The 20,976-nt window shown below is 63.0% G+C and carries 22 protein-coding genes, 2 tRNA genes and 1 pseudogene; 12 read left to right on the top strand and 13 right to left on the bottom strand.

Features of this window, described 5'->3' with window-relative positions; all coding sequences use genetic code 11:
* The 3 genes from QZ213_RS07880 to aroA form a co-directional block, all read right to left on the bottom strand.
* Positions 1–1,302: 30S ribosomal protein S1 (locus QZ213_RS07880; protein WP_291685502.1), on the bottom strand; the 1,302-nt coding region annotated here is incomplete at its 3' end.
* 240 nt (positions 1,303–1,542) lie between these two features.
* Positions 1,543–2,181, bottom strand: coding sequence for a (d)CMP kinase (gene cmk / locus QZ213_RS07875; protein ID WP_291685501.1), 639 nt, complete (start codon positions 2,179–2,181; stop codon positions 1,543–1,545).
* On the bottom strand, positions 2,178–3,527 hold the full coding sequence (gene aroA / locus QZ213_RS07870; protein ID WP_291685500.1) for a 3-phosphoshikimate 1-carboxyvinyltransferase: 1,350 nt from the start codon (positions 3,525–3,527) through the stop codon (positions 2,178–2,180). Before aroA ends, cmk begins: the two co-directional genes overlap by 4 nt.
* A 146-nt stretch (positions 3,528–3,673) precedes the next feature.
* Between aroA and QZ213_RS07865 the strand changes: the two genes are divergently transcribed.
* The 3 genes and pseudogenes from QZ213_RS07865 (at position 3,674) to QZ213_RS07855 (ending at position 4,705) form a co-directional block, all read left to right on the top strand.
* Positions 3,674–4,099: a TIGR02300 family protein gene (locus tag QZ213_RS07865; protein ID WP_291685499.1), complete on the top strand. Its 426-nt coding sequence runs from the start codon at positions 3,674–3,676 to the stop codon at positions 4,097–4,099.
* A 161-nt stretch (positions 4,100–4,260) separates the two neighbouring features.
* Positions 4,261–4,336 (top strand) — tRNA-Ala (locus QZ213_RS07860).
* A gap of 130 nt (positions 4,337–4,466) precedes the next feature.
* Positions 4,467–4,705, top strand: a pseudogene (locus QZ213_RS07855) (GIY-YIG nuclease family protein).
* A gap of 27 nt (positions 4,706–4,732) precedes the next feature.
* Here the strand turns inward: QZ213_RS07855 and QZ213_RS07850 are convergent.
* Positions 4,733–5,191, bottom strand: a complete 459-nt coding sequence (locus QZ213_RS07850) for a MarR family transcriptional regulator (RefSeq protein ID WP_291685498.1) — start codon at positions 5,189–5,191, stop codon at positions 4,733–4,735.
* Positions 5,192–5,356: 165 nt separating this feature from the next.
* On the opposite strand from QZ213_RS07850, the gene QZ213_RS07845 reads away from it, so the two are divergent.
* The 8 genes from QZ213_RS07845 to QZ213_RS07810 all read left to right on the top strand — a co-directional run bounded on the left by QZ213_RS07845 (position 5,357) and on the right by QZ213_RS07810 (position 12,521).
* Complete coding sequence (locus QZ213_RS07845; protein WP_291685497.1) at positions 5,357–5,782, top strand: organic hydroperoxide resistance protein; 426 nt, start codon at positions 5,357–5,359, stop codon at positions 5,780–5,782.
* 144 nt (positions 5,783–5,926) lie between these two features.
* The gene (locus QZ213_RS07840) at positions 5,927–7,132 is read left to right on the top strand and encodes a CaiB/BaiF CoA-transferase family protein (protein WP_291685496.1); all 1,206 of its coding nucleotides are present in this window, start codon (positions 5,927–5,929) and stop codon (positions 7,130–7,132) included.
* A 200-nt stretch (positions 7,133–7,332) separates the two neighbouring features.
* Complete coding sequence (gene ugpB, locus QZ213_RS07835) at positions 7,333–8,649, top strand: sn-glycerol-3-phosphate ABC transporter substrate-binding protein UgpB (RefSeq protein WP_291685495.1); 1,317 nt, start codon at positions 7,333–7,335, stop codon at positions 8,647–8,649.
* A gap of 91 nt (positions 8,650–8,740) precedes the next feature.
* A complete protein-coding gene (gene ugpA, locus QZ213_RS07830) occupies positions 8,741–9,622 on the top strand; it encodes a sn-glycerol-3-phosphate ABC transporter permease UgpA (RefSeq protein ID WP_291685494.1) in 882 nt (293 codons plus the stop codon).
* A complete protein-coding gene (ugpE, locus tag QZ213_RS07825; RefSeq protein ID WP_291685493.1) occupies positions 9,622–10,470 on the top strand; it encodes a sn-glycerol-3-phosphate ABC transporter permease UgpE in 849 nt (282 codons plus the stop codon). Before ugpA ends, ugpE begins: the two co-directional genes overlap by 1 nt.
* 8 nt (positions 10,471–10,478) lie before the next feature.
* Positions 10,479–11,570: a sn-glycerol-3-phosphate import ATP-binding protein UgpC gene (locus tag QZ213_RS07820; RefSeq protein WP_291685492.1), complete on the top strand. Its 1,092-nt coding sequence runs from the start codon at positions 10,479–10,481 to the stop codon at positions 11,568–11,570.
* A gap of 207 nt (positions 11,571–11,777) precedes the next feature.
* A complete protein-coding gene (locus QZ213_RS07815) occupies positions 11,778–12,203 on the top strand; it encodes an Hsp20 family protein (RefSeq protein WP_291685503.1) in 426 nt (141 codons plus the stop codon).
* Between the two features lie 51 nt (positions 12,204–12,254).
* Positions 12,255–12,521, top strand: a complete 267-nt coding sequence (locus QZ213_RS07810) for a DUF1150 domain-containing protein (protein WP_079565749.1) — start codon at positions 12,255–12,257, stop codon at positions 12,519–12,521.
* 448 nt (positions 12,522–12,969) lie between these two features.
* Here QZ213_RS07810 and ptsN read toward each other — a convergent pair whose 3' ends face one another.
* The 8 genes from ptsN to QZ213_RS07770 all read right to left on the bottom strand — a co-directional run bounded on the left by ptsN (position 12,970) and on the right by QZ213_RS07770 (position 20,132).
* Positions 12,970–13,431, bottom strand: a complete 462-nt coding sequence (gene ptsN / locus QZ213_RS07805; RefSeq protein WP_291685491.1) for a PTS IIA-like nitrogen regulatory protein PtsN — start codon at positions 13,429–13,431, stop codon at positions 12,970–12,972.
* 222 nt (positions 13,432–13,653) lie between these two features.
* Positions 13,654–14,262, bottom strand: coding sequence for a ribosome-associated translation inhibitor RaiA (raiA, locus tag QZ213_RS07800; protein WP_291685490.1), 609 nt, complete (start codon positions 14,260–14,262; stop codon positions 13,654–13,656).
* Positions 14,263–14,323: 61 nt separating this feature from the next.
* Complete coding sequence (gene rpoN / locus QZ213_RS07795; protein ID WP_291685489.1) at positions 14,324–15,988, bottom strand: RNA polymerase factor sigma-54; 1,665 nt, start codon at positions 15,986–15,988, stop codon at positions 14,324–14,326.
* Between the two features lie 117 nt (positions 15,989–16,105).
* Positions 16,106–17,095 (bottom strand): LPS export ABC transporter ATP-binding protein, encoded by a 990-nt coding sequence (lptB, locus tag QZ213_RS07790; protein ID WP_291685488.1) that lies wholly within the window; start codon positions 17,093–17,095, stop codon positions 16,106–16,108.
* 281 nt (positions 17,096–17,376) lie between these two features.
* Entirely contained in the window at positions 17,377–18,087 is a 711-nt protein-coding gene (locus QZ213_RS07785; protein WP_291685487.1) for an LptA/OstA family protein, read from the bottom strand.
* Positions 18,084–18,842 carry an LPS export ABC transporter periplasmic protein LptC gene (gene lptC, locus QZ213_RS07780; RefSeq protein WP_291685486.1) on the bottom strand — a complete coding sequence of 253 codons (759 nt, stop codon included), beginning with the start codon at positions 18,840–18,842 and terminating at the stop codon, positions 18,084–18,086. The genes QZ213_RS07785 and lptC overlap by 4 nt, the downstream gene beginning before the upstream one ends.
* Before the next feature lie 159 nt (positions 18,843–19,001).
* Entirely contained in the window at positions 19,002–19,628 is a 627-nt protein-coding gene (locus QZ213_RS07775) for a ribonuclease D (protein WP_291685485.1), read from the bottom strand.
* Positions 19,629–19,727: 99 nt separating this feature from the next.
* A complete protein-coding gene (locus QZ213_RS07770; protein ID WP_291685484.1) occupies positions 19,728–20,132 on the bottom strand; it encodes a DUF4267 domain-containing protein in 405 nt (134 codons plus the stop codon).
* Between the two features lie 142 nt (positions 20,133–20,274).
* Between QZ213_RS07770 and QZ213_RS07765 the strand changes: the two genes are divergently transcribed.
* Positions 20,275–20,856: a TetR/AcrR family transcriptional regulator gene (locus tag QZ213_RS07765; RefSeq protein WP_291685483.1), complete on the top strand. Its 582-nt coding sequence runs from the start codon at positions 20,275–20,277 to the stop codon at positions 20,854–20,856.
* A gap of 26 nt (positions 20,857–20,882) precedes the next feature.
* On the opposite strand, the gene QZ213_RS07760 is transcribed toward QZ213_RS07765, so the two are convergent.
* Positions 20,883–20,969, bottom strand: a tRNA-Leu gene (locus tag QZ213_RS07760).
* Positions 20,970–20,976 lie beyond the last annotated feature (7 nt).

Here is a 20,976-nt window from a genome sequence, read left to right as displayed (position 1 = left end):
GACATCGACATCGAGCACCACGGCCTTGACCATGTCGCCCTTCTTGAAGTTGTCGATCACCTGCTCGCCCGGAAGCTTCCAGTCGAGATCGGACAGATGCACCATGCCATCGACGTCGCCCTCGAGCCCGAGGAACAGGCCGAACTCGGTCTTGTTCTTGACCTCGCCCTCGACCACCGAACCGACCGGGAACTTCTCGACGAAGACTTCCCAGGGATTTCGCATCGTCTGCTTGAGGCCGAGGGAAATCCGGCGCTTGACCGAATCGACTTCGAGAACCTGCACTTCGACTTCCTGCGAGGTCGAGACGATCTTGCCGGGATGCATGTTCTTCTTGGTCCACGACATCTCCGAGACGTGGATCAGGCCTTCGATGCCCGGCTCCAGCTCGACGAACGCGCCGTAGTCGGTGATGTTGGTGACGCGGCCGGTGAAGCGCGCGTTCAGCGGATACTTCGCCTCGATGCCCTGCCACGGATCGTCCAGCAACTGCTTCATGCCGAGCGAAATGCGGTGGGTCTCGTGGTTGATCTTGATGATCTTGACCTTCACGGTCTGGCCGATGGTCAGGACTTCGGTCGGGTGATTGACCCGGCGCCAGGCGATATCGGTGACGTGCAGCAGGCCGTCGATGCCGCCGAGGTCGACGAACGCACCGTAATCGGTGATGTTCTTGACCACGCCGTCGATGACCTGACCCTCTTCGAGGTTCTGCACCAGTTCCTGGCGCTGTTCGGCACGGGTCTCTTCGAGAACCGTGCGGCGCGACACCACGATATTGCCGCGGCGGCGATCCATCTTGAGGATCTGGAACGGCTGCGAGTTGTTCATCAGGGGCGCGACGTCGCGGATCGGGCGGATATCGACCTGGCTGCGCGGCAGGAAGGCCACCGCGCCGTCGAGGTCGACGGTGAAGCCGCCCTTGACCTGGTTGAAGATGACGCCGTGCACCTTCTCGTTATTGTTGAAGGCCTTCTCGAGCTTGCCCCAGCTTTCCTCGCGGCGCGCCTTGTCGCGCGACAGCACGGCTTCGCCGAGCGCATTTTCGATGCGGTCGAGGAACACCTCGACCACGTCGCCTACCTTGAGTTCGCTTTCGCGGCCGGGCCCGGCGAATTCGCGCAGCGCCACGCGGCCTTCGGTCTTCAGGCCGACGTCGATGACGGCCATGTCCTTCTCGATCGCGACAACGGTGCCCTTGATGACGGAGCTTTCCTGCAGGTTGCCGCCGGCGAAGGACTCGTCGAGCATCGCGGCAAAATCGTCGCGGGAAGGATTATAGGAAGTAGCAGTCGAAGCCATTTGTTCTCCAGATGCGGGTATCGCCGGCCATTCGGGTTAAAGGGCGTATCGCGCGTGAAGTGTCAGGGTTCCGCAAACCCTGACGACCGCTATCGGCGGAAAATCGCGACAGCGGGCCGGCAGCATGCCTGCACGTTCGATACGTTGAATAAATTTGTCCGGAGCCTGAACGAGGCAATCGACCTCGGGATATCGCAGTTCAAGAACGGGAGCGGGCTTTCCTCCAATGACGGCAGCGGATTAAACCCGCTGCCGGCCCGCTCGGACGGCCTCGACAATGTCGATGGCGGCCCGGACGCCGCCTTCTATATCCAAATGGGAGTTATCGAGCAAGTAAGCATCCTTCGCCGGTTTCAAAGGCGCAACGGGGCGATTCTGGTCCCGTTCGTCGCGTTTGAGGATATCCACCAGCACCGCGGCCTCGTCGGCGTCCTCGCCGCGCGCCCGGGCTTCCAGGGTCCGCCTGCGGGCGCGAACCCTGGGGTCGGCGACGACAAAAATCTTCACGTCGGCATCCGGGCAGATCACGGTGCCGATGTCGCGGCCGTCGAGCACCGCGCCGGGCGGATCGGCGGCGAATTGACGCTGAAAATTGAGCAGAACCTCGCGCACCCTGGGGATCGCCGAGACCACCGAGGCGGCGTCGCCCACTTTTTGCGTCTTCAGGACGGGATCGCCGAACTTTTCGGGATCGAGGGCCAGGGCCGCGGAAACCGCGATCATCTCGTCCGTCAGGTCGGCGCCGGCGTCCAGCAGCGCCTTGGCCACCGCGCGGTAGATCACGCCGGTATCGAGGTGGCGATAGCCGTAATGCTTGGCCAGCCGCTTGCCAAGCGTGCCTTTTCCCGACGCCGCGGGTCCGTCGATGGCGATGATCATGAAAACTCCGCCCCCAGCGAACGCATCATCGGGATGAAATCCGGAAATGAGGTGGCGATGAAGGCGGTATCGTCGACCTTCACCGGCTTATCAGCCGCCAGCCCCATCACCAGCGCCGACATCGCGATGCGGTGATCCATATGGGTCGCCACCAGGCCCTCGCCGGGCACGTGGCCCCTGCCCTCGACGATCAGATCGTCGCCAACGATCTCCACCTTGACGCCGTTGACGCGCAGCATGGCGGCGGTGGCCTCCAGCCGGTCGGATTCCTTGACCCGCAATTCCTGCAGGCCGCGCATGATGGTGGTGCCTTCGGCAAAACTCGCCGCCACCGCCAGCACCAGATATTCGTCGATCATCGAGGGCGCGCGCTCGGGCGGCACCTCGACGCCGCGCAGTTTGGAGGCGCGCACCCGTAACTGCGCCATCGGCTCGCCGGCATCGCCGCGGACTTCCGTCTCGTCGATCGAGGCGCCCATCTCGCGCAGCGTCGTGAACAGACCTGTGCGCAGCGGATTGGTCATGACATCGGACAGAACCAGATCGGACCCTTCGACGATCAAGGCGGCCACGATCGGAAACGCCGACGACGACGGATCGGCCGGCACCACGACGTCAGCGCCATGCAGTTCGGGCTGGCCGGTGAGCGCGATACGACGGCCATGGCTGCCTTCCCGCGTGGAGACGATTTCGGCGCCGAAATGCTTCAGCATCAGCTCGGTATGGTCGCGGCTGGCCTCGGTTTCGATCACGGTGGTGACACCCGGCGCGGACAGCCCCGCCAGCAGCACCGCGGACTTGATCTGGGCCGAGGCCACCGGCGTCCGGTAGAGGATCGGCAGGGGGTCGCGCGCGCCCTCGAGCGTCAGCGGCAGGCGGCCGCCCTGCCCGCTCGAACCGACCTTTGCCCCCATCAGTTCCAGGGGATCGAGCACCCGCCGCATCGGCCGTGACCGCAGCGAGGCATCGCCGTCGAAAACCGCCGTGATCGGGCATCCGGCCACCGCCCCCATCACCAGCCGGCAGCCGGTACCGGAATTGCCGAAATCGAGCGCGGCTTGCGGCGGCGCGAACCCGGCCACGCCGACGCCATGCACGACCCAGGCGAAATCGCCCGACCGTACCACCTTTGCACCCAGTGCCCGCATGGCCTTGGCGGTATTGAGGACGTCTTCGCCCTCCAGCAGGCCCGAAATCCGGGTTTCGCCGACCGCCAGCGCACCCAAAATCAGGGCACGGTGCGAAATCGACTTGTCGCCGGGTACGCGGACCTTGCCGGTCAGCGGTCCGCTTGGGCGGGCTTCGAGCGGGCTGGGCTGGTCGGCAAGGCGATCTGATTGGGTCAAGATTGTGTCCTCTGCGCGGGCGGCAGGTATCACATGGGCCGCGCTGCGTCACGCTGGCATCTAGCTCTCGCAAAGCGCTATTGACAGCAGCGCCTCAACTAGCCAAGTGAAGCACCGTTTTTCAAAAAATTCCCAGGATTCCACACGTGGCCAAATCCGATCTCGGAACCAAGCGCATTTGCCCGACCACGGGTAAGAAGTTCTATGACCTGAACAAGAGCCCGGTGATCTCGCCCTATACCGGTGAGATCGTGCCGATTGCGCCCGTGCCGCCGCCGCGGACCCGCGCGGATGCTGCCGCGCGCGCGAGTGCCGCAGCCGCCGCCGCTTCCGCCGAGGCAACACCGGAACCGGTCGAGGCCGAAGAGTTGGTGCCGCTCGAGGAAGCCGACGCCGAGGAAAATACCGGCAAGGTCAAGGCAGTGGTTCCCGAATCGGAAGACGACATCGAGATCGACGAGACCATCGAAGACGATGACGACGACGATTCCACCTTCATCGCCGACGAAGAGGAAGGCGACGAGGACGTCACCGACATCATCGGCGACGTCGGCGGCGACGAGGAGACTTGAGGTCGGCCCTGAACTGTGTTCAGGGTTTTCCCCGCGAGTCGCCCAAGGCGCGCGGGCCGAGCATGATCCGGAAAAGTGGCAACCGGTTTTCCGGAAAGATCATGCTCAAAAAGCAGTAGAGCGGGATGGCGATCTGATCTAAAGCCATCCGCGCGGCGTATGGGGCCATAGCTCAGCTGGGAGAGCGCTTGCATGGCATGCAAGAGGTCGGCGGTTCGATCCCGCCTGGCTCCACCACGCTTCGCCTTCGGTTACGCGTGGCGCAGCCACGCAAGAGCAGAAAGCGAAGCGTGGCGCCCGGCGTAGCCCGAAGGGCGAAGACGGGCTGGAATACGCCTTCTGATGGTGCGGCCGTGCGTGAGCGCCCATGTGGTACGTCTACATCATCCGCAGCATCAATTTTCCCGAACAGGAATACGTCGGTGCAACCGCGGATTTGAAACGGCGGCTACCGGAACATAACGCCCGCAAGTCAACCCACACCGCCAAGTCCAAGCCTTGGGAATTGATCTGATACTGCGCCTTCCCGGATAAATACAAAGCGTTGGAATTCGAGAATATCTCAAATCTCATTCCGGACGGGCATTTGCAAAGAAGCGACTTTAACGCTTCTTGTCCGCACAAACCTCCCGCCTACTCCCCCGCGACCGCATTGAGCCGGTCGCGCAGCGCGACGAGGTCGTTCTTCATGGCCGACAGTTCGGCCATGGAGCAGGCCGAGGCGGCGAGGATCGACTGCGGCACGGTCCTGGCTTTTTCCCTGAGCGCCTGCCCCAGGGAGGAGAGCGCGATCAGCACTTGCCGCTCATCCGCGGTGCTGCGCGTGCGCTTGATGAGCTGTGCCGCCTCCAGCCGCTTGAGCAGCGGCGTGAGCGTGCCGGAATCCAGGAACAGCCGTTCGCCGATATCCTTGAGCGGAACGCCGTCGCGTTCCCACAGCACCAGCATGACCAGATATTGCGGATAGGTCAGGCCAAGCCGGTCAAGCAGCGGCTTGTAGACGCGATTGAACGCGTGCGCGGTCGAATAGATCGCAAAGCAGATCTGATTGCCCAAAAGCAGCGGCGCGTCCGCCGCCTGTTTCTTCGCCATTTTCAGCCTCGCCACGGGACAGCGCGCCCCGGTCCCCATTGTGGGCCGGAGCGGCCCGGTATTCAATTGCGCACAATTAAATGTGAACTCATCTATTTCATATTGTGCACAATTCAATTGTGAGCAATATAGATGGCATCGACACCGCAACCAAGGGAGTTCTCGATGTCCGTGAACGTGCTTTACAGAACCAGCGCAAAGGCCACCGGCGGCCGGGATGGCCATGCTGCCACGCTCGACGGGGCGCTGGACGTCAAACTCACCACGCCGAAGGAACTGGGCGGGGGCGGTGGCGCCGGCAACAATCCCGAGCAGCTGTTCGCCGCCGGCTATGCCGCCTGCTTCATCGGCGCGATGAAATTCGTCGCCTCGCAGGGCGGCCCGAAAGTGCCCGCCGACGCCTCGGTGACCTCGACCGTCGGCATCGGTCCGCGTTCGGCCGGCGGTTTTGGCCTCGACATCGAGCTCGCCGTCTCCCTGCCCGGCATTCCCCGTGCGGACGCCGAGGCGCTGGTGGAGAAGGCCCATCAGGTATGTCCCTACTCCAACGCGACTCGCGGCAATGTGGACGTCCGCCTGACCGTCGTGTGACCCACACCCTTCGAACGGCCCGTCACGATCACCGGCGGGCCATTCCGCGGGACTGAACTGCCTGCGCTTGCGCGGATTTGCGAAGAAGCGTCGGTGATGCTTAATGGCTCCGACGTCTCTCCATGAACTTCGCAAGAAAACGCCATGACGACTGAAACTGCCCCCGGCGCGATGGCCGGATTGCGCGTGATCGACCTCACGCGGGTTCTCGGCGGACCTTATTGCACGCAAATCCTCGCCGATCACGGCGCCGACGTGATCAAGGTCGAGCCGCCCGCGGGTGACGAGGTGCGCGACTGGGGACCGCCCTTCCATGGCGAAGACGCGGCCTATTTCGTCGGCATCAACCGCAACAAGCGCTCGATCGGGCTCGACCTCGCCTCCGAGGGCGGCCGCATCGTGCTGATGAAGATGCTGGAGGGCGCCGACGTCCTGATCGAGAATTTCAAGCCGGGCACGCTCGACAAATGGGGCATCGGCAACGACGTGCTGCGTGCGAAGTTTCCCAGACTCGTGCACTGCCGGATCTCCGGCTTCGGCGCCGACGGCCCGCGCGGCGGCAATCCCGGCTATGACGCCATCATCCAGGCCATGACCGGCATGATCGCCGCGACCGGCTCGCCGCAAAGCGGGCCGATGCGCATCGGTGTGCCCTTGGTCGACATCTCGACCGGGCTTTACGCGACGATCGGGATATTGATGGCGCTTTCGGAGCGGCAGAAATCAGGCCAGGGGCAGTTTCTCGAAACCACGCTGTACGAAACCGGCCTCTCCATCATGCATCCGCATGCCGCGAATTATTTCATGCACGGCAAGCCGCCCTCCCTGACCGGCAACGAGCATCCGAACCTCGTGCCTTACGCGATCTTCCCGACCCGCACCGACAACATCTTCATCGGCGTCGGCAATGACGGCACCTTCCGCAAGCTGGCCAAGGAAATCGGCAAGCCCGAGCTCGCCAACGATCCGCGTTTCGCCCGCAACAAGGACCGCATCGCCAACCGCGAGGCGCTGCGCGCCGAGCTTGCCGCCGTGTTCAGCCAGCACGACGCCGGGCCCTTGTGCGACCGCCTGCTCGCCGCGGGCCTGCCCGCCGGACCGGTGCAAAGGATCGACCAGGCGCTGACCAGCGCCCACACCGTCCACCGCGGCGATGTCATCGAAAAGGACTGGTACAAGGGGGTCGCCTCGCCGGTTCGCATGGAGCGCAGCAAGCCCAGCCTGCGCCGCGTGCCGCCGAATTTCAGCCAGCACGCGACCGAGGTGCTGACCGAGTTCGGATATTCCAAGGGCGAGATCGATGCCCTGGTCGCCAAGGGCATCGTCTGCGGGCCGGAGCGCAAGCGCTGAGCAATTCGACGTCGTCCCGGCGAACGCCGGACCCGCCGGGGACGACCTGATAGCCCAAACGTCGCCCGCGTCCGCTTTTTTCCGCTTCCCTTGGCGCGCGCTTTGCCAATACCATTCTTTCGCCTATACGGTCATTTGCACGTCATCCAGCGCTGTTATCGCGCCAAACGAAGATGATGGCCCTAACCCGGAGGATTTTGATGTCTCTTCGCAAATTTAGCGCTGCTGCGGCGGTTGCTGTCACGCTTGCGCTTGGCGCCACACCCGCGCATGCGGTTATCGAGATCCAGTGGTGGCACGCCATGACCGGCGGCAACAACGACATCGTCAACAAACTCGCCGAGGATTTCAACGCCAGCCAGTCCGACTACAAGGTCGTGCCGTCCTTCAAGGGAAGCTATCCCGACACCATGAACGCCGGTATCGCCGCGTTCCGGGCCGGCAACGCGCCGCACATCATGCAGGTGTTCGAGGTCGGAACCGCGACGATGATGAGCGCGACCGGCGCCATCAAGCCGGTCTACCAGTTGATGAAGGATGCCGGCGAGCCGTTCGATCCGAAGGCCTATCTTCCGGCCATCACCGGCTACTACTCGACCTCCAAGGGCGACATGCTCTCGTTCCCCTTCAACTCCTCGTCGATGGTGATGTGGATCAACAAGGACGAACTCAAGAAGGCCGGCGTCGCCGAGATTCCGAAGACCTGGCCGGAAGTGTTCGACGCCGCCAAGAAGCTGAAGGCGGCGGGACACGCCACCTGCGGCTTCTCCAATGCCTGGGCGACCTGGGCACATATCGAACAGTTTTCCGCCTGGCACAACGTGCCGATCGGCACCAAGGCGAACGGGCTCGACGGTTTCGACACGGTCCTGACATTCAATTCGCCGCTGCACGTCAAGCACCTGCAGAACCTGATCGACCTGCAGAAAGACAAGACCTACGACTATTCCGGGCGCGCCAACGCCAGCGAAAGCCGTTTCGGTTCCGGCGAATGCGCGATCTTCATGACTTCCTCGGGCTACTACGCGACCGCGAAGAGCACCGCCAAGTTCGATTTCACCTCGGCACCGATGCCGTATTATCCCGACGTCGCGGGCGCTCCGCAAAACTCGATCATCGGCGGCGCGTCGTTGTGGGTGATGGGCGGCAAGAAGCCTGAGGAATACAAGGGCGTCGCGAAATTCTTCACCTTCCTGTCCGACACCAACCGCCAGGCCAAGCTGCATCAGGAATCCGGCTACCTGCCGATCACCAAGGCAGCCTACGAAAAGACCAGGGCGGATGGCTTCTACGAAAAGAACCCGACCCTGCAGACGCCACTGAAAGAGCTCACCAACAAGGAGCCAACCGAGAATTCGCGCGGTCTACGCTTCGGAAACATGGTGCAGATGCGCGACATCTGGGCGGAGGAAATGGAGGCCGCACTCGCAGGCCAGAAGACGGCCAAGGAAGCGCTCGACTCGGCGGTAGCCCGCGGCAATACCATGTTGCGGACGTTCGAGAAGACCGCCAAGTAAGCCATCCGTCAAAACTCCCTCTCGCACCGGAGAGGGAGGTTTTCTCGCCTCGGGCAAGAAGCCGGACTTCCGAATGAACACGTCGTCCTGAATGGAAAAGTCTGCTTTTTTTAACGGCAAGCTGCTTCCGTATCTGCTGCTCGTGCCGCAGCTCACCATCACATTCGTATTTTTCTACTGGCCTGCGAGCCAGGCGGTCCGGCAATCGTTCCTGCGCGAGGACGCGTTCGGCCTGTCGTCGGAATTCATCGGCCTGGAGAACTACCAGGCGCTGTTCGCGCAGCCGGAATACTACAAGGCCATGCTGACGACGCTGGTGTTCTCGACGCTGGTAGCCGCGCTGTCGCTATCGATTGCGCTGCTGTTCGCGACCCAGGCCGACAAGAATCTCAAGGCGGCCCCCGCTTACAAGCTCTTCATGATCTGGCCTTATGCGGTAGCGCCCGCGGTGGCCGGCGTGCTGTGGTTCTTCATGTTTCATCCCACCCTCGGCACACTGGCGCGGCCGCTGCGCTGGATGGGTTTTGACTGGAATCCGCTCTTGAACGGCAACCACGCCTTGATCCTGGTGGTAATGGCCGCGGTTTGGAAGCAGATATCCTACAATTTCCTGTTCTTTCTGGCGGGCCTGCAGTCGATCCCCAAAAGTGTCATCGAGGCCGGCGCGATCGACGGCGCCGGGCCGATGCGGCGGTTCTGGACCATCGTGTTTCCGCTGCTGTCGCCGACCACGTTCTTTCTGCTGGTCGTCAACGTGGTCTACGTGTTCTTCGATACGTTCGGCATCATCGACGCGGTAACCGGCGGCGGCCCCGCCGGCGCCACCACCACGATGGTCTACAAGGTCTATGCCGATGGACGGCTCGGGGGCGATCTCGGCAGTTCGGCGGCGCAATCGGTGGTGCTGATGGCGATCGTGATCGCGCTGACCGCCATCCAGTTCCGCTATGTCGAGCGCAAGGTGCAATACTGATGGTCGAGCACCGCCCGTGGAACGACATCATCGCCTACGCCATCCTGACGTTTGGCGTATTTATCGTCGCCTTCCCCGTCTATCTCGCCATGATCGCATCGACGCACGATGCGGTCACGGTGATCGGCGGCAACATGCCGCTTTTGCCGGGCGGTCACACCCTGGAAAACTATTACCGCGCGATCTTCGTCGGAGGCTCGCACGCCAGCCGCGAACCGGTCGGCCACCTCCTGCTCAATTCGTTCATCTCCGCCACCGGCATCGCCGTCGGCAAGATCTTCATCTCGATCCTGTCGGCCTATGCCGTGGTATATTTCCGCTTTCCGTTCCGCAAGGCTGCGTTCTGGATCATCTTCGTGACGTTGATGCTGCCGGTCGAAGTCCGCATCTATCCGACCTATAAGGTGGTGTCCGATCTGCACATGCTCGATACCTATGCGGGACTGATCCTGCCCTTGATCGCGTCCGCTACCGGGACGCTGCTGTTTCGGCAATTCTTCATGACCGTGCCGGACGAACTGCTGGAAGCCTCGCGTATCGACGGCGCCGGACCTTTCCGGTTCTTTTGGGATACGCTGCTGCCTCTGTCGGTCACGACCATCGCCGCGCTGTTCGTGATCCAGTTCATCTATGGCTGGAATCAATATCTTTGGCCGCTGCTCATCACGACGCAGGATTCGATGCAGACGATCGTAACCGGCATCAAGAAAATGCTGACCACGACGGATGAATTGGCGGAATGGCAACTGGCGATGGCGACTGCCGTGCTGGCCATGCTGCCGCCGGTCGCGGTGGTGGTGTTCATGCAACGGTTGTTCGTGCGCGGCCTGGTCGAGACCGAGAAGTAGGGACAGAGATGGCTAACGTCGTTCTGCGCAACGTCCGCAAGACCTATGCCGGCGGCTTCGAGGCCATCAAGGGCATCAATTTCGAGGTCGGCGACGGCCAGTTCTGCGTGCTGGTCGGCCCCTCCGGCTGCGGCAAGTCGACGCTGTTGCGGATGGTCGCGGGACTCGAGACCGTCACCAGCGGCGAGATCGATATCGGCGGTCGCATCGTCAACGCGATCGAACCGGCCGATCGAGACATCGCCATGGTGTTCCAGAACTACGCGCTCTATCCGCATATGAGCGTCTACAACAACATGGCCTATGGCCTGCGCAACCGCGGCATGCCCAAGCCGGAGATCGAGAGCCGCGTCCAGGACGCCGCGCGCATCCTCGAACTTGGCGCCATGCTCGACCGCAAGCCGCGGCAATTGTCCGGCGGGCAGCGCCAGCGCGTCGCAATGGGCCGCGCCATCGTGCGGCAGCCGAAAGTGTTCCTGTTCGACGAGCCCTTGTCGAACCTCGACGCCAAGCTGCGCATCGCGATGCGCGTCGAGATCCGCAAGCTGCAGCGCCGGCTCAACACCACCTCGATCTACGTCACCCACGACCAGCTCGAGGCGATGACGCTCGCCGATATCCTGGTGGTGATGAACGGCGGCCAGGTCGAGCAGATCGGCAACCCGCTCGACATCTATCAGAAGCCGGCGACGACCTTCGTGGCGTCGTTCATCGGTGCGCCGCCGATGAATCTGCTGCCGCTGCGCTCGGACGAAATCAAATCGCAGCTCGAAGGCAGCGCGGCAGCGAATGAAGCCGGTCTTCTCGGCATCCGCCCGGAGGATCTTGTCATTTCGAGCGACAGCGCCGCCGGCGGCATTGCGCTGGACCTCACGGTCGAGGCGATCGAGCGCGTCGGCGCCGAGACCTTCATCTACGGTTCCCGCCGGCACGAGGCGCAGGGTGTCGCCGCCAACCCTGGGGAATTGCCGCCGGGCGAGGTGATCGTGCGAATTCCCGGTGCGATCGCGCCTGCCATCGGCGAGCGCATCCGCGCCGTCGCCCCGCGCGAAAAACTGCACCTGTTCAGCGTCGACGGCCGAAAGCGGATCGAGCTGTAGCGGTCGTTCCGGGGCATCGCGCGGCGATGAACCGGAGCCTCGCGCCGGCAATCTCGGGATTCCCGTGGTTCCGCAGGCGCTTGAACACCCCCCAAATCATGCCCATATTGCCTGTTGACCGGAGGGCAGATCCGCCACCCAGTCACCATGGGGCGCCGCAAGGGCCCTGAAATGCCAAAGTCGCTTCGAGAGGGCTTTGTAAATAAAATGACTCGTGTTCCCACGTTATCCAGTCCGTTCCTGCTGGGATTCGACGAAATCGAGCGTGCGCTCGATCGCGTCGTCAAGGGCGCCGACGGTTATCCTCCCTACAATATCGAGAGGTGCGACCGCGCCAACGGCCAGCCTGAACGGTTGCGAATCACGCTGGCGGTGGCGGGATTTACCCGCGACCAACTCGATGTAACTATTGAGGAAAACCAGCTCGTGATCCGCGGCCGCCAGCAGGACGACAAGGCCCGGCAATACATCCATCGCGGCATTGCCGCGCGCCACTTCCAGCGCACCTTCGTGCTGGCGGAGGGGATGCAGGTGCTGGGCGCGGACCTGAAAAACGGGTTGTTGTCCATCGATCTAGCCCGGCCCGAGCCGGAAAGGATCGTTAAGACAATCGCTATCAATGAACATGAATAATGGAACGAGTAGCGGACTCGACCGCTTAGTCTGGATAGAGGAGTCGAGACCATGACTGAAGGTAATGTTGTGTTTGAGCCGGCGGGCGTCTCCACGGAGTCGCTGGCGACCCTGGGCGAGGGTCATATCGCCTATGTGAAGCAGATCCGTTCCGAGGACGTGCCGGGGCTGTTTCCCCAGGCGCCGAAGATTGCGCCGGGCCTGAAGCTTTTCGCGCTGCATGCCGCCGACGGCACGCCGATCATGCTGACCGACAGCCGGGAAGCCGCGATCGCCAATGCCTGGAGTAACGAACTGCAGGCCGTCAGCGTTCACTGAACTTTTGCTGACGCGGGCTGTTGTTGCTCCGACTGATGCAGCCGCCTGCGGCTGTCCCCGAACGATATAAGAATTCGCGACGCGCGGGTCTCTTCCTGGCTTGGCCAAGGACAGCTCGCGCGTTTTTTGCGCGTAAATTTATTTGCGACGACGGGCAAGGTCACATGACGGCAGCCGAACGGTACCTCGCGCATACGCTGGCATCCACGGCCACCGCAACGACCGGTTGATCCATCGAATGCACAACGCCGCCTGAGCGGAATATAATCGCTCGGCGGCGCAGGCCTATTCACTGGGTCCCTTAATTCCACCCAGCCTCGTTGTGTCTGAACAAGGGGCGCCAAGGTTCAAACGACGCCGGTGCGCCTCGGTCCGCTGAACCAGGGTATTTCGGCTTTGGGGTAATCCAGCCGACGCGCGTCGCGATCAGGGTATTGACAGTGGCAGTTCAGGCGGCGGTCGCCGGCGGCAGCGCCAGCACCGAATAGATCGCCGGCGCGTCCCGCGAGGCGCGCAGCTTCTTGGCGACGTCCTGGTCGCGCAACAGCCGGGCGATCCGGGCCAGCGCCTTCAGGTGGTCGGCGCCCGCGCCTTCCGGGGCCAGCAGCAGAAACACCAAATCGACCGGCTGGCCGTCCATGGCCTCGAAATCGATGGGGCGCTCAAGGCGGGCGAACAGGCCGAACAGCTTTTCCAGCTTGGGCAGCTTGCCGTGCGGGATGGCGACGCCGTAGCCGACCGCGGTGGTGCCTAGCTTTTCCCGCTGCAGCAGGACCTCGAAAATCGTCCGCTCGTTCTGCCCGGTCAAAGCCGAGGCGCGCGCCGCCAGTTCCTGCAACGCCTGCTTCTTGCTGTTGACCTTCAAAGCCGGGAGAATCGCCTCGGGTGCGACCAGGTCGGTAATCGTCATGGGGCGTTCCGAGGTGAATTAAACCGTAAGGTTGCGATACAGGCTCGAGCGGGCGGCTTCAGGAAGATGAGGCGGGAGACCGGCTTACACCTGCGTCCTAGTTGGGGCGCTTCTACTCCAACGCAAGACCGGTGCCAACTGCCGCGACCCTGTTCCAGGGCCCTTCCCTCGGGGGCCGCGGACCATAGGGAGGGCCGTTTGGGGCGTCAATGCCGGCCGGGCCTATCCCCCCGGCTGAACCACCGGCGGATCGATCCAGCCGATATTGCCGTCCGGCCGCCGGTAAATGACGTTCACCCGGCCGCTGGAACCATGCTGAAACACGATGCAGGCAGCGCCGCTCAGGTCGAGTTCCATCACGGCTTCGCTGACCGAAAGCCGCTTCAGTGAGGTGGTCGCCTCGGCGATGATGACGGGACTATAGCCGGTGACCTCCTCGTCGCCCTCCGCCGGAGCCTCGATCACATAGCTCGGCGCGTCCAGCGTCGGCGCGGTCATCTCCGCGAGCGCCGCGGAAGCCGCGTGGGCCTTGCGAGCCGAGCGATCCTTCAGCCGGCTCTTGTAGCGGCGCAGCCGCTTTTCGATCATCACGAGCGCCTGGTCGGCGCTAGCATAGGCGTCGGCGGCGTTGGAATCGGCTTCCAGCGTGATCCCGGAATCCAGGTGCAGCGCGCAGTCGGTGCGGAAGCCGAAACCATCCTTACTCAGCGTGATGTGCCCCGAATAATTGCCATCGAAATATTTGCGCAGCACCTCATCGGTGCGTTCGCTGACGCGGCCGCGCAGTGCGTCGCCGACATTGATGCTCTTTCCGGAAATCCGCAGAGTCATTTTTGATGCCTCGATTAGTCAGGAGGGGAACCGACACTATCCCGATTTGGCCGGGACGCAATCAGGCAGGCTGGGTATCGCGGGACCGGTCGGATGACGCGGCAGGGGCCGAAAGGGCATTACCGAGCATACTTTGCTTGTCACGGCGCCGCTGCACCGAGGACGGGATGCGCATCGCTTCGCGGTACTTCGCGACCGTGCGACGGGCGATATCAATGCCGGTTGCGCGCAATCGTTCCACGATGGTGTCGTCGGAGAGAATCAGCGCCGGGTCTTCCGCATCGATCAGCTGCTTGATGTGGTGACGCACCGCCTCTGCCGAATGGGCCTCGCCGCCGTCGGCGGACGCGATCGAGGCGGTGAAGAAATACTTCAATTCAAAGCTGCCGCGATTGGTAGCCATATATTTGTTGGCGGTCACGCGCGACACCGTCGATTCATGCATCTGGATCGCGTCGGCCACCGCCTTGAGGTTCAAGGGCCGCAGATGCGCCACGCCGTGGGTGAAGAAGCCGTCCTGCTGGCGCACGATCTCGGTTGCGACTTTCAGGATGGTGCGGGCGCGCTGGTCGAGCGCGCGCACCAGCCAGGTGGCGTTCTGCAGGCAGTCGGTGAAATAGGATTTGTCGCCGTCCTTGCGGATCGTCTTCGACAGCTCGGTGTAATAGGTCTGGTTGACCAATACGCGCGGCAACGTGTCGCTGTTGAGTTCGACGTGCCAACCGCCGTCGGGCCCGGGCCGCACGTAGACGTCGGGCACCATGGTCTGTGTCCGCGTCGAGCCGAATTTCAAACCCGGCTTCGGATCGAGACGGCGAATTTCGCCGATCATGTCGGTGATATCGTCATCATCGACGCCGCAGAGTTTTCGCAACGACGCGATGTCGCGCTTGGCCAGGAGATCGAGATGCTCGACCAGCGCCTGCATCGCGGGGTCGTAACGATCGAGCTCGCGCAGCTGGATCGCCAGGCATTCGCTTAAAGATCGCGCGCAGACGCCGGGCGGATCGAATTTCTGCAAGACCGCGAGAACCGCCTCGACGTCGGCTTGCGACGCCCCCAGCCGTTCGGCGGCCTGTCCGAGATCCGGCGGCACGTAACCGGCCTCGTCGACGAGGTCGATCAGATATTGGCCGACCATGCGCTGCGCGGGTTCGGTGAACGCCACCGCGAGCTGTTCGGCAAGATGGCTGCCGAGCGTCACCTCGGCGGCGACAAAGGCCTCGAGATTGTAGGCCTCATCGTTGGAGGCTCCGCCGCCCCATTCGGTGTACGCGGTGGGGGCCGCATCCTGGGCGGTACGCGCGGCGGCCTCGGCCGGCTCCTCGGTAAAGACGTTGTCGAGCGGGGTATCCAGCGTCTGCTCGATCTCGGCGCGGCTGCCGAGGTCGCGATTCATCCACTCTTCCTGGCCAGGCTCGAAACCGTCGCCGGGCGAACCGCTCGCCATCTCGGAGCGCTCGCCGCCGGACTCCTCGCCATAGATCGCGCCGGACCCGTCTGAATCGGCGTATTCGGCCCGCTCCGGCATCGCCGGCTCGCCCGCCACCGGGGCCTCGGGGCCGTCGCTGGCGCGCTCCAGCAGCGGATTTCGCTCCAGTTCCTCTTCTACGAAGGCCGACAGGTCGAGATTGGACAACTGCAGCAGCTTGATCGCCTGCATCAGCTGCGGCGTCATCACCAGCGACTGCGACTGGCGGAACTCTAATCTCTGCGTCAGTGCCATAGAAGCAAGAACCGTTCCCTGAAAGTTGGTCCAATTCTTGCTTAAACTAGTCCAAAGCCGATGTACACGGCTTGACGAATGAGAAAATCGGACTAGAGGGGGGATTTCCCGAAAGGGTTAAAGGCGAAATTCCTCGCCAAGGTAGAGACGGCGTACATCCGGATCATTGACGATTTCATCCGGACTGCCCTCGGTCAAGATCTCCCCGGCATAGACGATATAGGCACGGTCGGTCAGTCCGAGCGTTTCGCGCACATTGTGGTCGGTGATGAGCACGCCGATGCCGCGATTGGTGAGATGACGGACGAGATCCTGAATGTCGCCGACCGCGATCGGATCGATGCCGGCAAAGGGTTCGTCGAGCAGCATGTAATTCGGTCGCGTCGCCAGGGCGCGCGCGATCTCGACGCGGCGTCGCTCGCCGCCGGACAGCGCAATCGACGGCGTTTTGCGTAAGCGCGTGATGTTGAATTCGTCGAGCAGCGAATTGAGTTCGGCCTCGCGCTTCTTCTTCGAGGGCTCCACGACCTCGAGCACGGCGCGGATGTTCTGTTCCACCGTGAGGCCGCGAAAGATCGAAGCTTCCTGCGGCAGGTAGCCGATGCCGAGCCTTGCACGCTGATACATCGGCAGCTTGGTGACGTCGTGGCCGTCGAGCTCGATGGTGCCGCGATCAGCCTTGATCAGGCCGGTGATCATGTAGAACACCGTGGTCTTGCCGGCGCCGTTCGGGCCCAGCAAACCGACCGCCTCGCCGCGGCGGACATAGATGCTGACGCCGCGCACGACCTGACGGCTGCCGAAACTCTTTTCCACGCTATGCACAGCCAGATAGCCCGGCCGCTGCAGCAGCCGCGGCGGCTGCGCCCCGCCGCCATTGGTCTTGGGCCGGGCTTTTGGTTTCTCGGCTCTCGGCTTTTCGGCTCGCGGCGGTTCCGGCCTCAGCGATGGCGCGTCGCGGGCAATCGGGGGCGCATCGCGCATCGGGCTGGACTGCATCTCGCCGATGCTGTCGCCGAGCGCGGTGATGTCCGCGCGCGAGCGCGCAAAACCGGGCGCACTGCGCTTGGCCGGCCGGCGACGGAACATGCCGAGTAAATCCACCATCCCCGCTTCACTCAGCCTTTCACGGTGATCCCGCAACCCCGCGGGCTACTCGATTCGCCTCGAGCAACATGAAGGAATGGATGTCGCTTGCCCAGCGCAACACCCTCGATTCGAGGCGCGAACAGCGCCGCGGCGCATGATCGGCCAAGGCGCGGGCGGTTTGGCGAGAAGATCATGCGCTCTTTCAAGAGTTTAGGCGCGATCCGCCCTCGCCGTTAGATACGGGCTGATACTGCGGGCTTCAACCTCATGACCCCCGGATATTCTATAAGTGACTGATCCTATTTCGGTTTAATTGAGCCATTCGGCGCGAGCGGGGTTGGCGAAGGCTGCGTTCCCGGTATCGCCGGGCCGCCCTGCCCGGACGATTGGAACAGGCCCTGTACCCGTCCTGAGTCGGATTCAACCCGCGACACGCCGGTCGTCATGTCCACCATCAGCCGGTCGCCGCGCAGCACGTTCTTGCCCTGGGTCAGCACGATGCCGCCGAGCATGGTGATCAGATTGGTCTTGGTGTCGAACACAGCGGTCTCCCCGGTCACGACCTGGTCCTTCTGGGTGACGACCACGTTGCCGCGCGCCTCCAGCCGCTTGATCGACGAACTGCCGCCGGGACCGGGAGCTGCCGCCGGTATCGGCGCCCCTTTCGCCGCCTTCGAATTAGCCGCCGGCGCCGTAGCTGGGGTCGGCGTCGAATCGTAGAACACCACCAGTATCTTTGACGTCATGGTGGTGTCGCCCTGTACTACCCTCACGTTGCCGGAGAACGTCGCTTCCTTTTTCTTGTCGCGCATCTCGAGGCTGGCGGCCTCGATCTGGATCGGCTGGTCGCGATTCTGCGAAAAGCCCTGCATCGCATTGGGCACGCCCGTGACCGCGTTTTGCGCGCCGGCGTCACCGGCGGCCATCATCGCGAGCGTGAAGGCGATCGCGCCCTGCGCGATCCGCCTGAACCAAGTACCGTGCGGAGAAAACATCATCTCGAAAATCATTTGGGGTTGCCGGTCTTGGTCGACGAGGGCCGCGGCTTGCCGGAATGGGCTGGCGCGGGTTCAGGTGCTGTGGGAGCTGCAGGAGCACTGGCAGGCTGCTCGGGCTCTCCCAGATTGTCCAAATTCATCACCACGTTGCCTTCAAACCTCACGACCTCTCCGCCGCCGGTAATCCTGAGCCTGTCCGAGGACAGGGTTCCGTTCAGCAATTTGACATCGACATGCTCATCGGAGGTCACCGTGCCCTTGCCGAGATCGACAAAGGCCTGCGACAGCCGCGCTTCATAGCCGGTCGAGGATTGCAGGAAGATATCCTTATGCAGGTCCAGCAATTGCTGCTTGGTGTCCATCAGCCCGGTGCGGGCGTCGAGCGTGACCGTGGTGGTTTGATCCTCCATCAAGACCTTGGCCCGCAACGTCCTGAGATCGAGATGATCCGGATCGGTCACGTCCTGGGTCGCGGTTCTTGCCCAGACTTCGTAGGGCCGCCGGTCCGGCGTGTAACCTGACAGGTGCGGCGATTCCATGGTGATCTTGGTGCCGGAGACGACGAGGTTGTCCATGTCGACCGGCAGCTTGGGCAACAGCATCCGGAACGGATTGAAGACCGACACCGCGACGATACCGGCCATCGCCAGGATCACGGCCGCCGGCACCGCGACGCGCAGCAGCCGCACCATCCGGCTGTGGCGCGCCGCGACGGCGAAGCGCGCTTCCATTCCGGCTTGATAGGCTGGGTTCTGGACCGAATTCACCGCGGCTCCGAAGCGCTGGCTCGAGCGCATGATCCGCCAAGCTGATTGCGCTCCCCCATTCTACCCGGTCCTGCCGGATTATGCAGGGGGGACCTCGCGTTACCAGTGTGACCGAAACGGGGCGGCGGCCGCTTCAAGACGCCGTTCCGGCGCCTGCCCCTAAGAGTGGGCAAATATGTCTTCGGTGTCCCAGCCCTGCAGATCGAGTTTGGCGCGCGTCGGCAGAAACTCGAAACAGGCCTGCGCCAGTTGCAGGCGGCCTTCGCGGGCGAGCATGGCATCGAGCCGTTCGCGCAGTCCATGCAGATGCAGCACGTCGGAGGCCGCATAGGCGAGTTGCGCCTCGCTCAGGCTCTGCGCGCCCCAATCGCTCGATTGCTGCTGCTTCGACAGATCGATGTTGAGCACCTCGCGCACCAGATCCTTCAGGCCGTGGCGATCGGTGTAGGTGCGCGACAGCCGTGAGGCGATCTTGGTGCAGTACACCGGCTGCGGCATCACGCCGAAAGCGTTGTAGAGGGCAGCGAGATCGAACCGCGCGAAATGAAAAATCTTTGTGATTTTCGGATTAGCGAGCAGCGCCTTCAGGTTCGGCGCCTCCGTCTTGGCCTTGCCGTGATCCTTCGGGATCTGCACCACGTCGGCGCTGCCGTCGCCGTTCGAAAGCTGCACCACGCAGAGCCGGTCGCGATGCGGGTGCAGGCCCATGGTCTCGGTATCGATCGCCACTGAATCGGTGTAACGGGACAAATCGGGCAGATCGCCGCGATGCAGGCGTACGGTCATGTGGTCTTGATCTCTCGGGCCTTGTCGAATCGACGGCGACCAATCTACCGCTCAAATCCGACGGAGGCGAGCGGTCGATCAACCGGCGGCACCAGGAGATTATGCCGCTTTCGCCAAAATCCTGGCCACGCGAGCACGCCGCCACAGCAGCGCGGCGGCGATCGCGAGCAGCGCCAGCGCGGCGGGGTGAAATACCGGCGGCGTAACGCCGTTCAGCGACAGCACCGACATGTCGAACAGCGGAAGCGTCGCGGTTATCGTCATCAGGATGGCCAGCGCCGTCCATTGCCTTAAGAGCAGGAAGATCGCGCCCGAAACGACGATGACCAGATTGCGGGAAAGATAGACGCGGTAAAACAGGGCGCCCGCGGCATCCGACACCGGGGTGCCGAACCGGGCTGAGGCCGGTTGCGGATCGATCAAACCGCGGAACGACAACACCGCGAAGCCGAGCAGCAACAGCGTGGTCAAGACGGTGGCGGCAATATCCAGCGAGCGTTTCATAGCGATCCTTCCACAAGTTGGGTTCGAGAATCCGCGTTTCCCTGGCTTCGGCGGCCGCAAGTGGGGCCAATTCGATAGTATGTATGTCGTCCTGCATATTATGAAGGTCGACATACCTATCTGCAATTGATATTTTCGGAGGATGGCAAAAGCTTCTGATTCCAAAGGGAAAACACTGGCGGCGGCAGCGAGGCTATTTCGCCAGCAGGGCTACCATGGTACCGCGCTGCACGACATTCTGGCCACGGCAGGTTCTCCGCGCGGCTCGCTTTACTTCCACTTCCCGAAGGGCAAGGAGCAAATTGGCGAAGCTGCTTTAGCGCTGTCGGCCGAAGCCGTGCGCCAGGGCATCGCCCGTGCCGCCGAGGCATCGGAGAACGCCGAAGGCTTTCTGCTGCAGATCGTACGCGCGATGGCGTCGGATCTCGAGCGCTCCGACTACCGGGAAGGCTGTCCGATCGCGACCACCGCGCTGGAAACCGCGTCGCAATCCGAAGTGCTGGGCAAAGCGACCCGCAACGCATTCCAGAAATGGGAGCTTGAGATCAAGCGCGGGCTGTTCCGCTTCGGCATGCCGGCGGGCGATGCGGATCTGGCCGCCACCCTGGTGCTCGGCCAGCTCGAAGGCGCGCTGTTGCTGGCGCGAACCTATCGCAGCCTCGAGCCCCTCCGTCGCGCCGAGCACGCGATGAAGCTGCTGGCGCATATCCGAGGATCGGAATGATGTTGGATTGCGGGCTTGGGCGCAAATGGTGCCCAGGAAAGGACTCGAACCTTCACGGCCGTTAAGCCACTGGCACCTGAAGCCAGCGCGTCTACCAATTCCGCCACCTGGGCCCGGGCC

The organism is Bradyrhizobium sp., from assembly GCF_017881085.1.
GTDB lineage: Bacteria > Pseudomonadota > Alphaproteobacteria > Rhizobiales > Xanthobacteraceae > Bradyrhizobium.
Note: the sequence above shows the minus strand (reverse complement) of the source record. Positions and strands in the feature narration are given on the sequence as shown.

Coding starts and splice junctions, on each gene's coding strand:
- cmk (WP_291685501.1), bottom strand. CDS start 2,181: ATGATCATCGCCATCGACGGACCCGCGGCGTCGGGAAAAGGCACGCTT.
- QZ213_RS07850 (WP_291685498.1), bottom strand. CDS start 5,191: ATGGCGAAGAAACAGGCGGCGGACGCGCCGCTGCTTTTGGGCAATCAG.
- QZ213_RS07845 (WP_291685497.1), top strand. CDS start 5,357: ATGTCCGTGAACGTGCTTTACAGAACCAGCGCAAAGGCCACCGGCGGC.
- QZ213_RS07840 (WP_291685496.1), top strand. CDS start 5,927: ATGACGACTGAAACTGCCCCCGGCGCGATGGCCGGATTGCGCGTGATC.
- ugpB (WP_291685495.1), top strand. CDS start 7,333: ATGTCTCTTCGCAAATTTAGCGCTGCTGCGGCGGTTGCTGTCACGCTT.
- ugpA (WP_291685494.1), top strand. CDS start 8,741: ATGGAAAAGTCTGCTTTTTTTAACGGCAAGCTGCTTCCGTATCTGCTG.
- ugpE (WP_291685493.1), top strand. CDS start 9,622: ATGGTCGAGCACCGCCCGTGGAACGACATCATCGCCTACGCCATCCTG.
- QZ213_RS07820 (WP_291685492.1), top strand. CDS start 10,479: ATGGCTAACGTCGTTCTGCGCAACGTCCGCAAGACCTATGCCGGCGGC.
- QZ213_RS07815 (WP_291685503.1), top strand. CDS start 11,778: ATGACTCGTGTTCCCACGTTATCCAGTCCGTTCCTGCTGGGATTCGAC.
- QZ213_RS07810 (WP_079565749.1), top strand. CDS start 12,255: ATGACTGAAGGTAATGTTGTGTTTGAGCCGGCGGGCGTCTCCACGGAG.
- ptsN (WP_291685491.1), bottom strand. CDS start 13,431: ATGACGATTACCGACCTGGTCGCACCCGAGGCGATTCTCCCGGCTTTG.
- raiA (WP_291685490.1), bottom strand. CDS start 14,262: ATGACTCTGCGGATTTCCGGAAAGAGCATCAATGTCGGCGACGCACTG.
- rpoN (WP_291685489.1), bottom strand. CDS start 15,988: ATGGCACTGACGCAGAGATTAGAGTTCCGCCAGTCGCAGTCGCTGGTG.
- lptB (WP_291685488.1), bottom strand. CDS start 17,095: ATGGTGGATTTACTCGGCATGTTCCGTCGCCGGCCGGCCAAGCGCAGT.
- QZ213_RS07785 (WP_291685487.1), bottom strand. CDS start 18,087: ATGATTTTCGAGATGATGTTTTCTCCGCACGGTACTTGGTTCAGGCGG.
- QZ213_RS07775 (WP_291685485.1), bottom strand. CDS start 19,628: ATGACCGTACGCCTGCATCGCGGCGATCTGCCCGATTTGTCCCGTTAC.
- QZ213_RS07770 (WP_291685484.1), bottom strand. CDS start 20,132: ATGAAACGCTCGCTGGATATTGCCGCCACCGTCTTGACCACGCTGTTG.
- QZ213_RS07765 (WP_291685483.1), top strand. CDS start 20,275: ATGGCAAAAGCTTCTGATTCCAAAGGGAAAACACTGGCGGCGGCAGCG.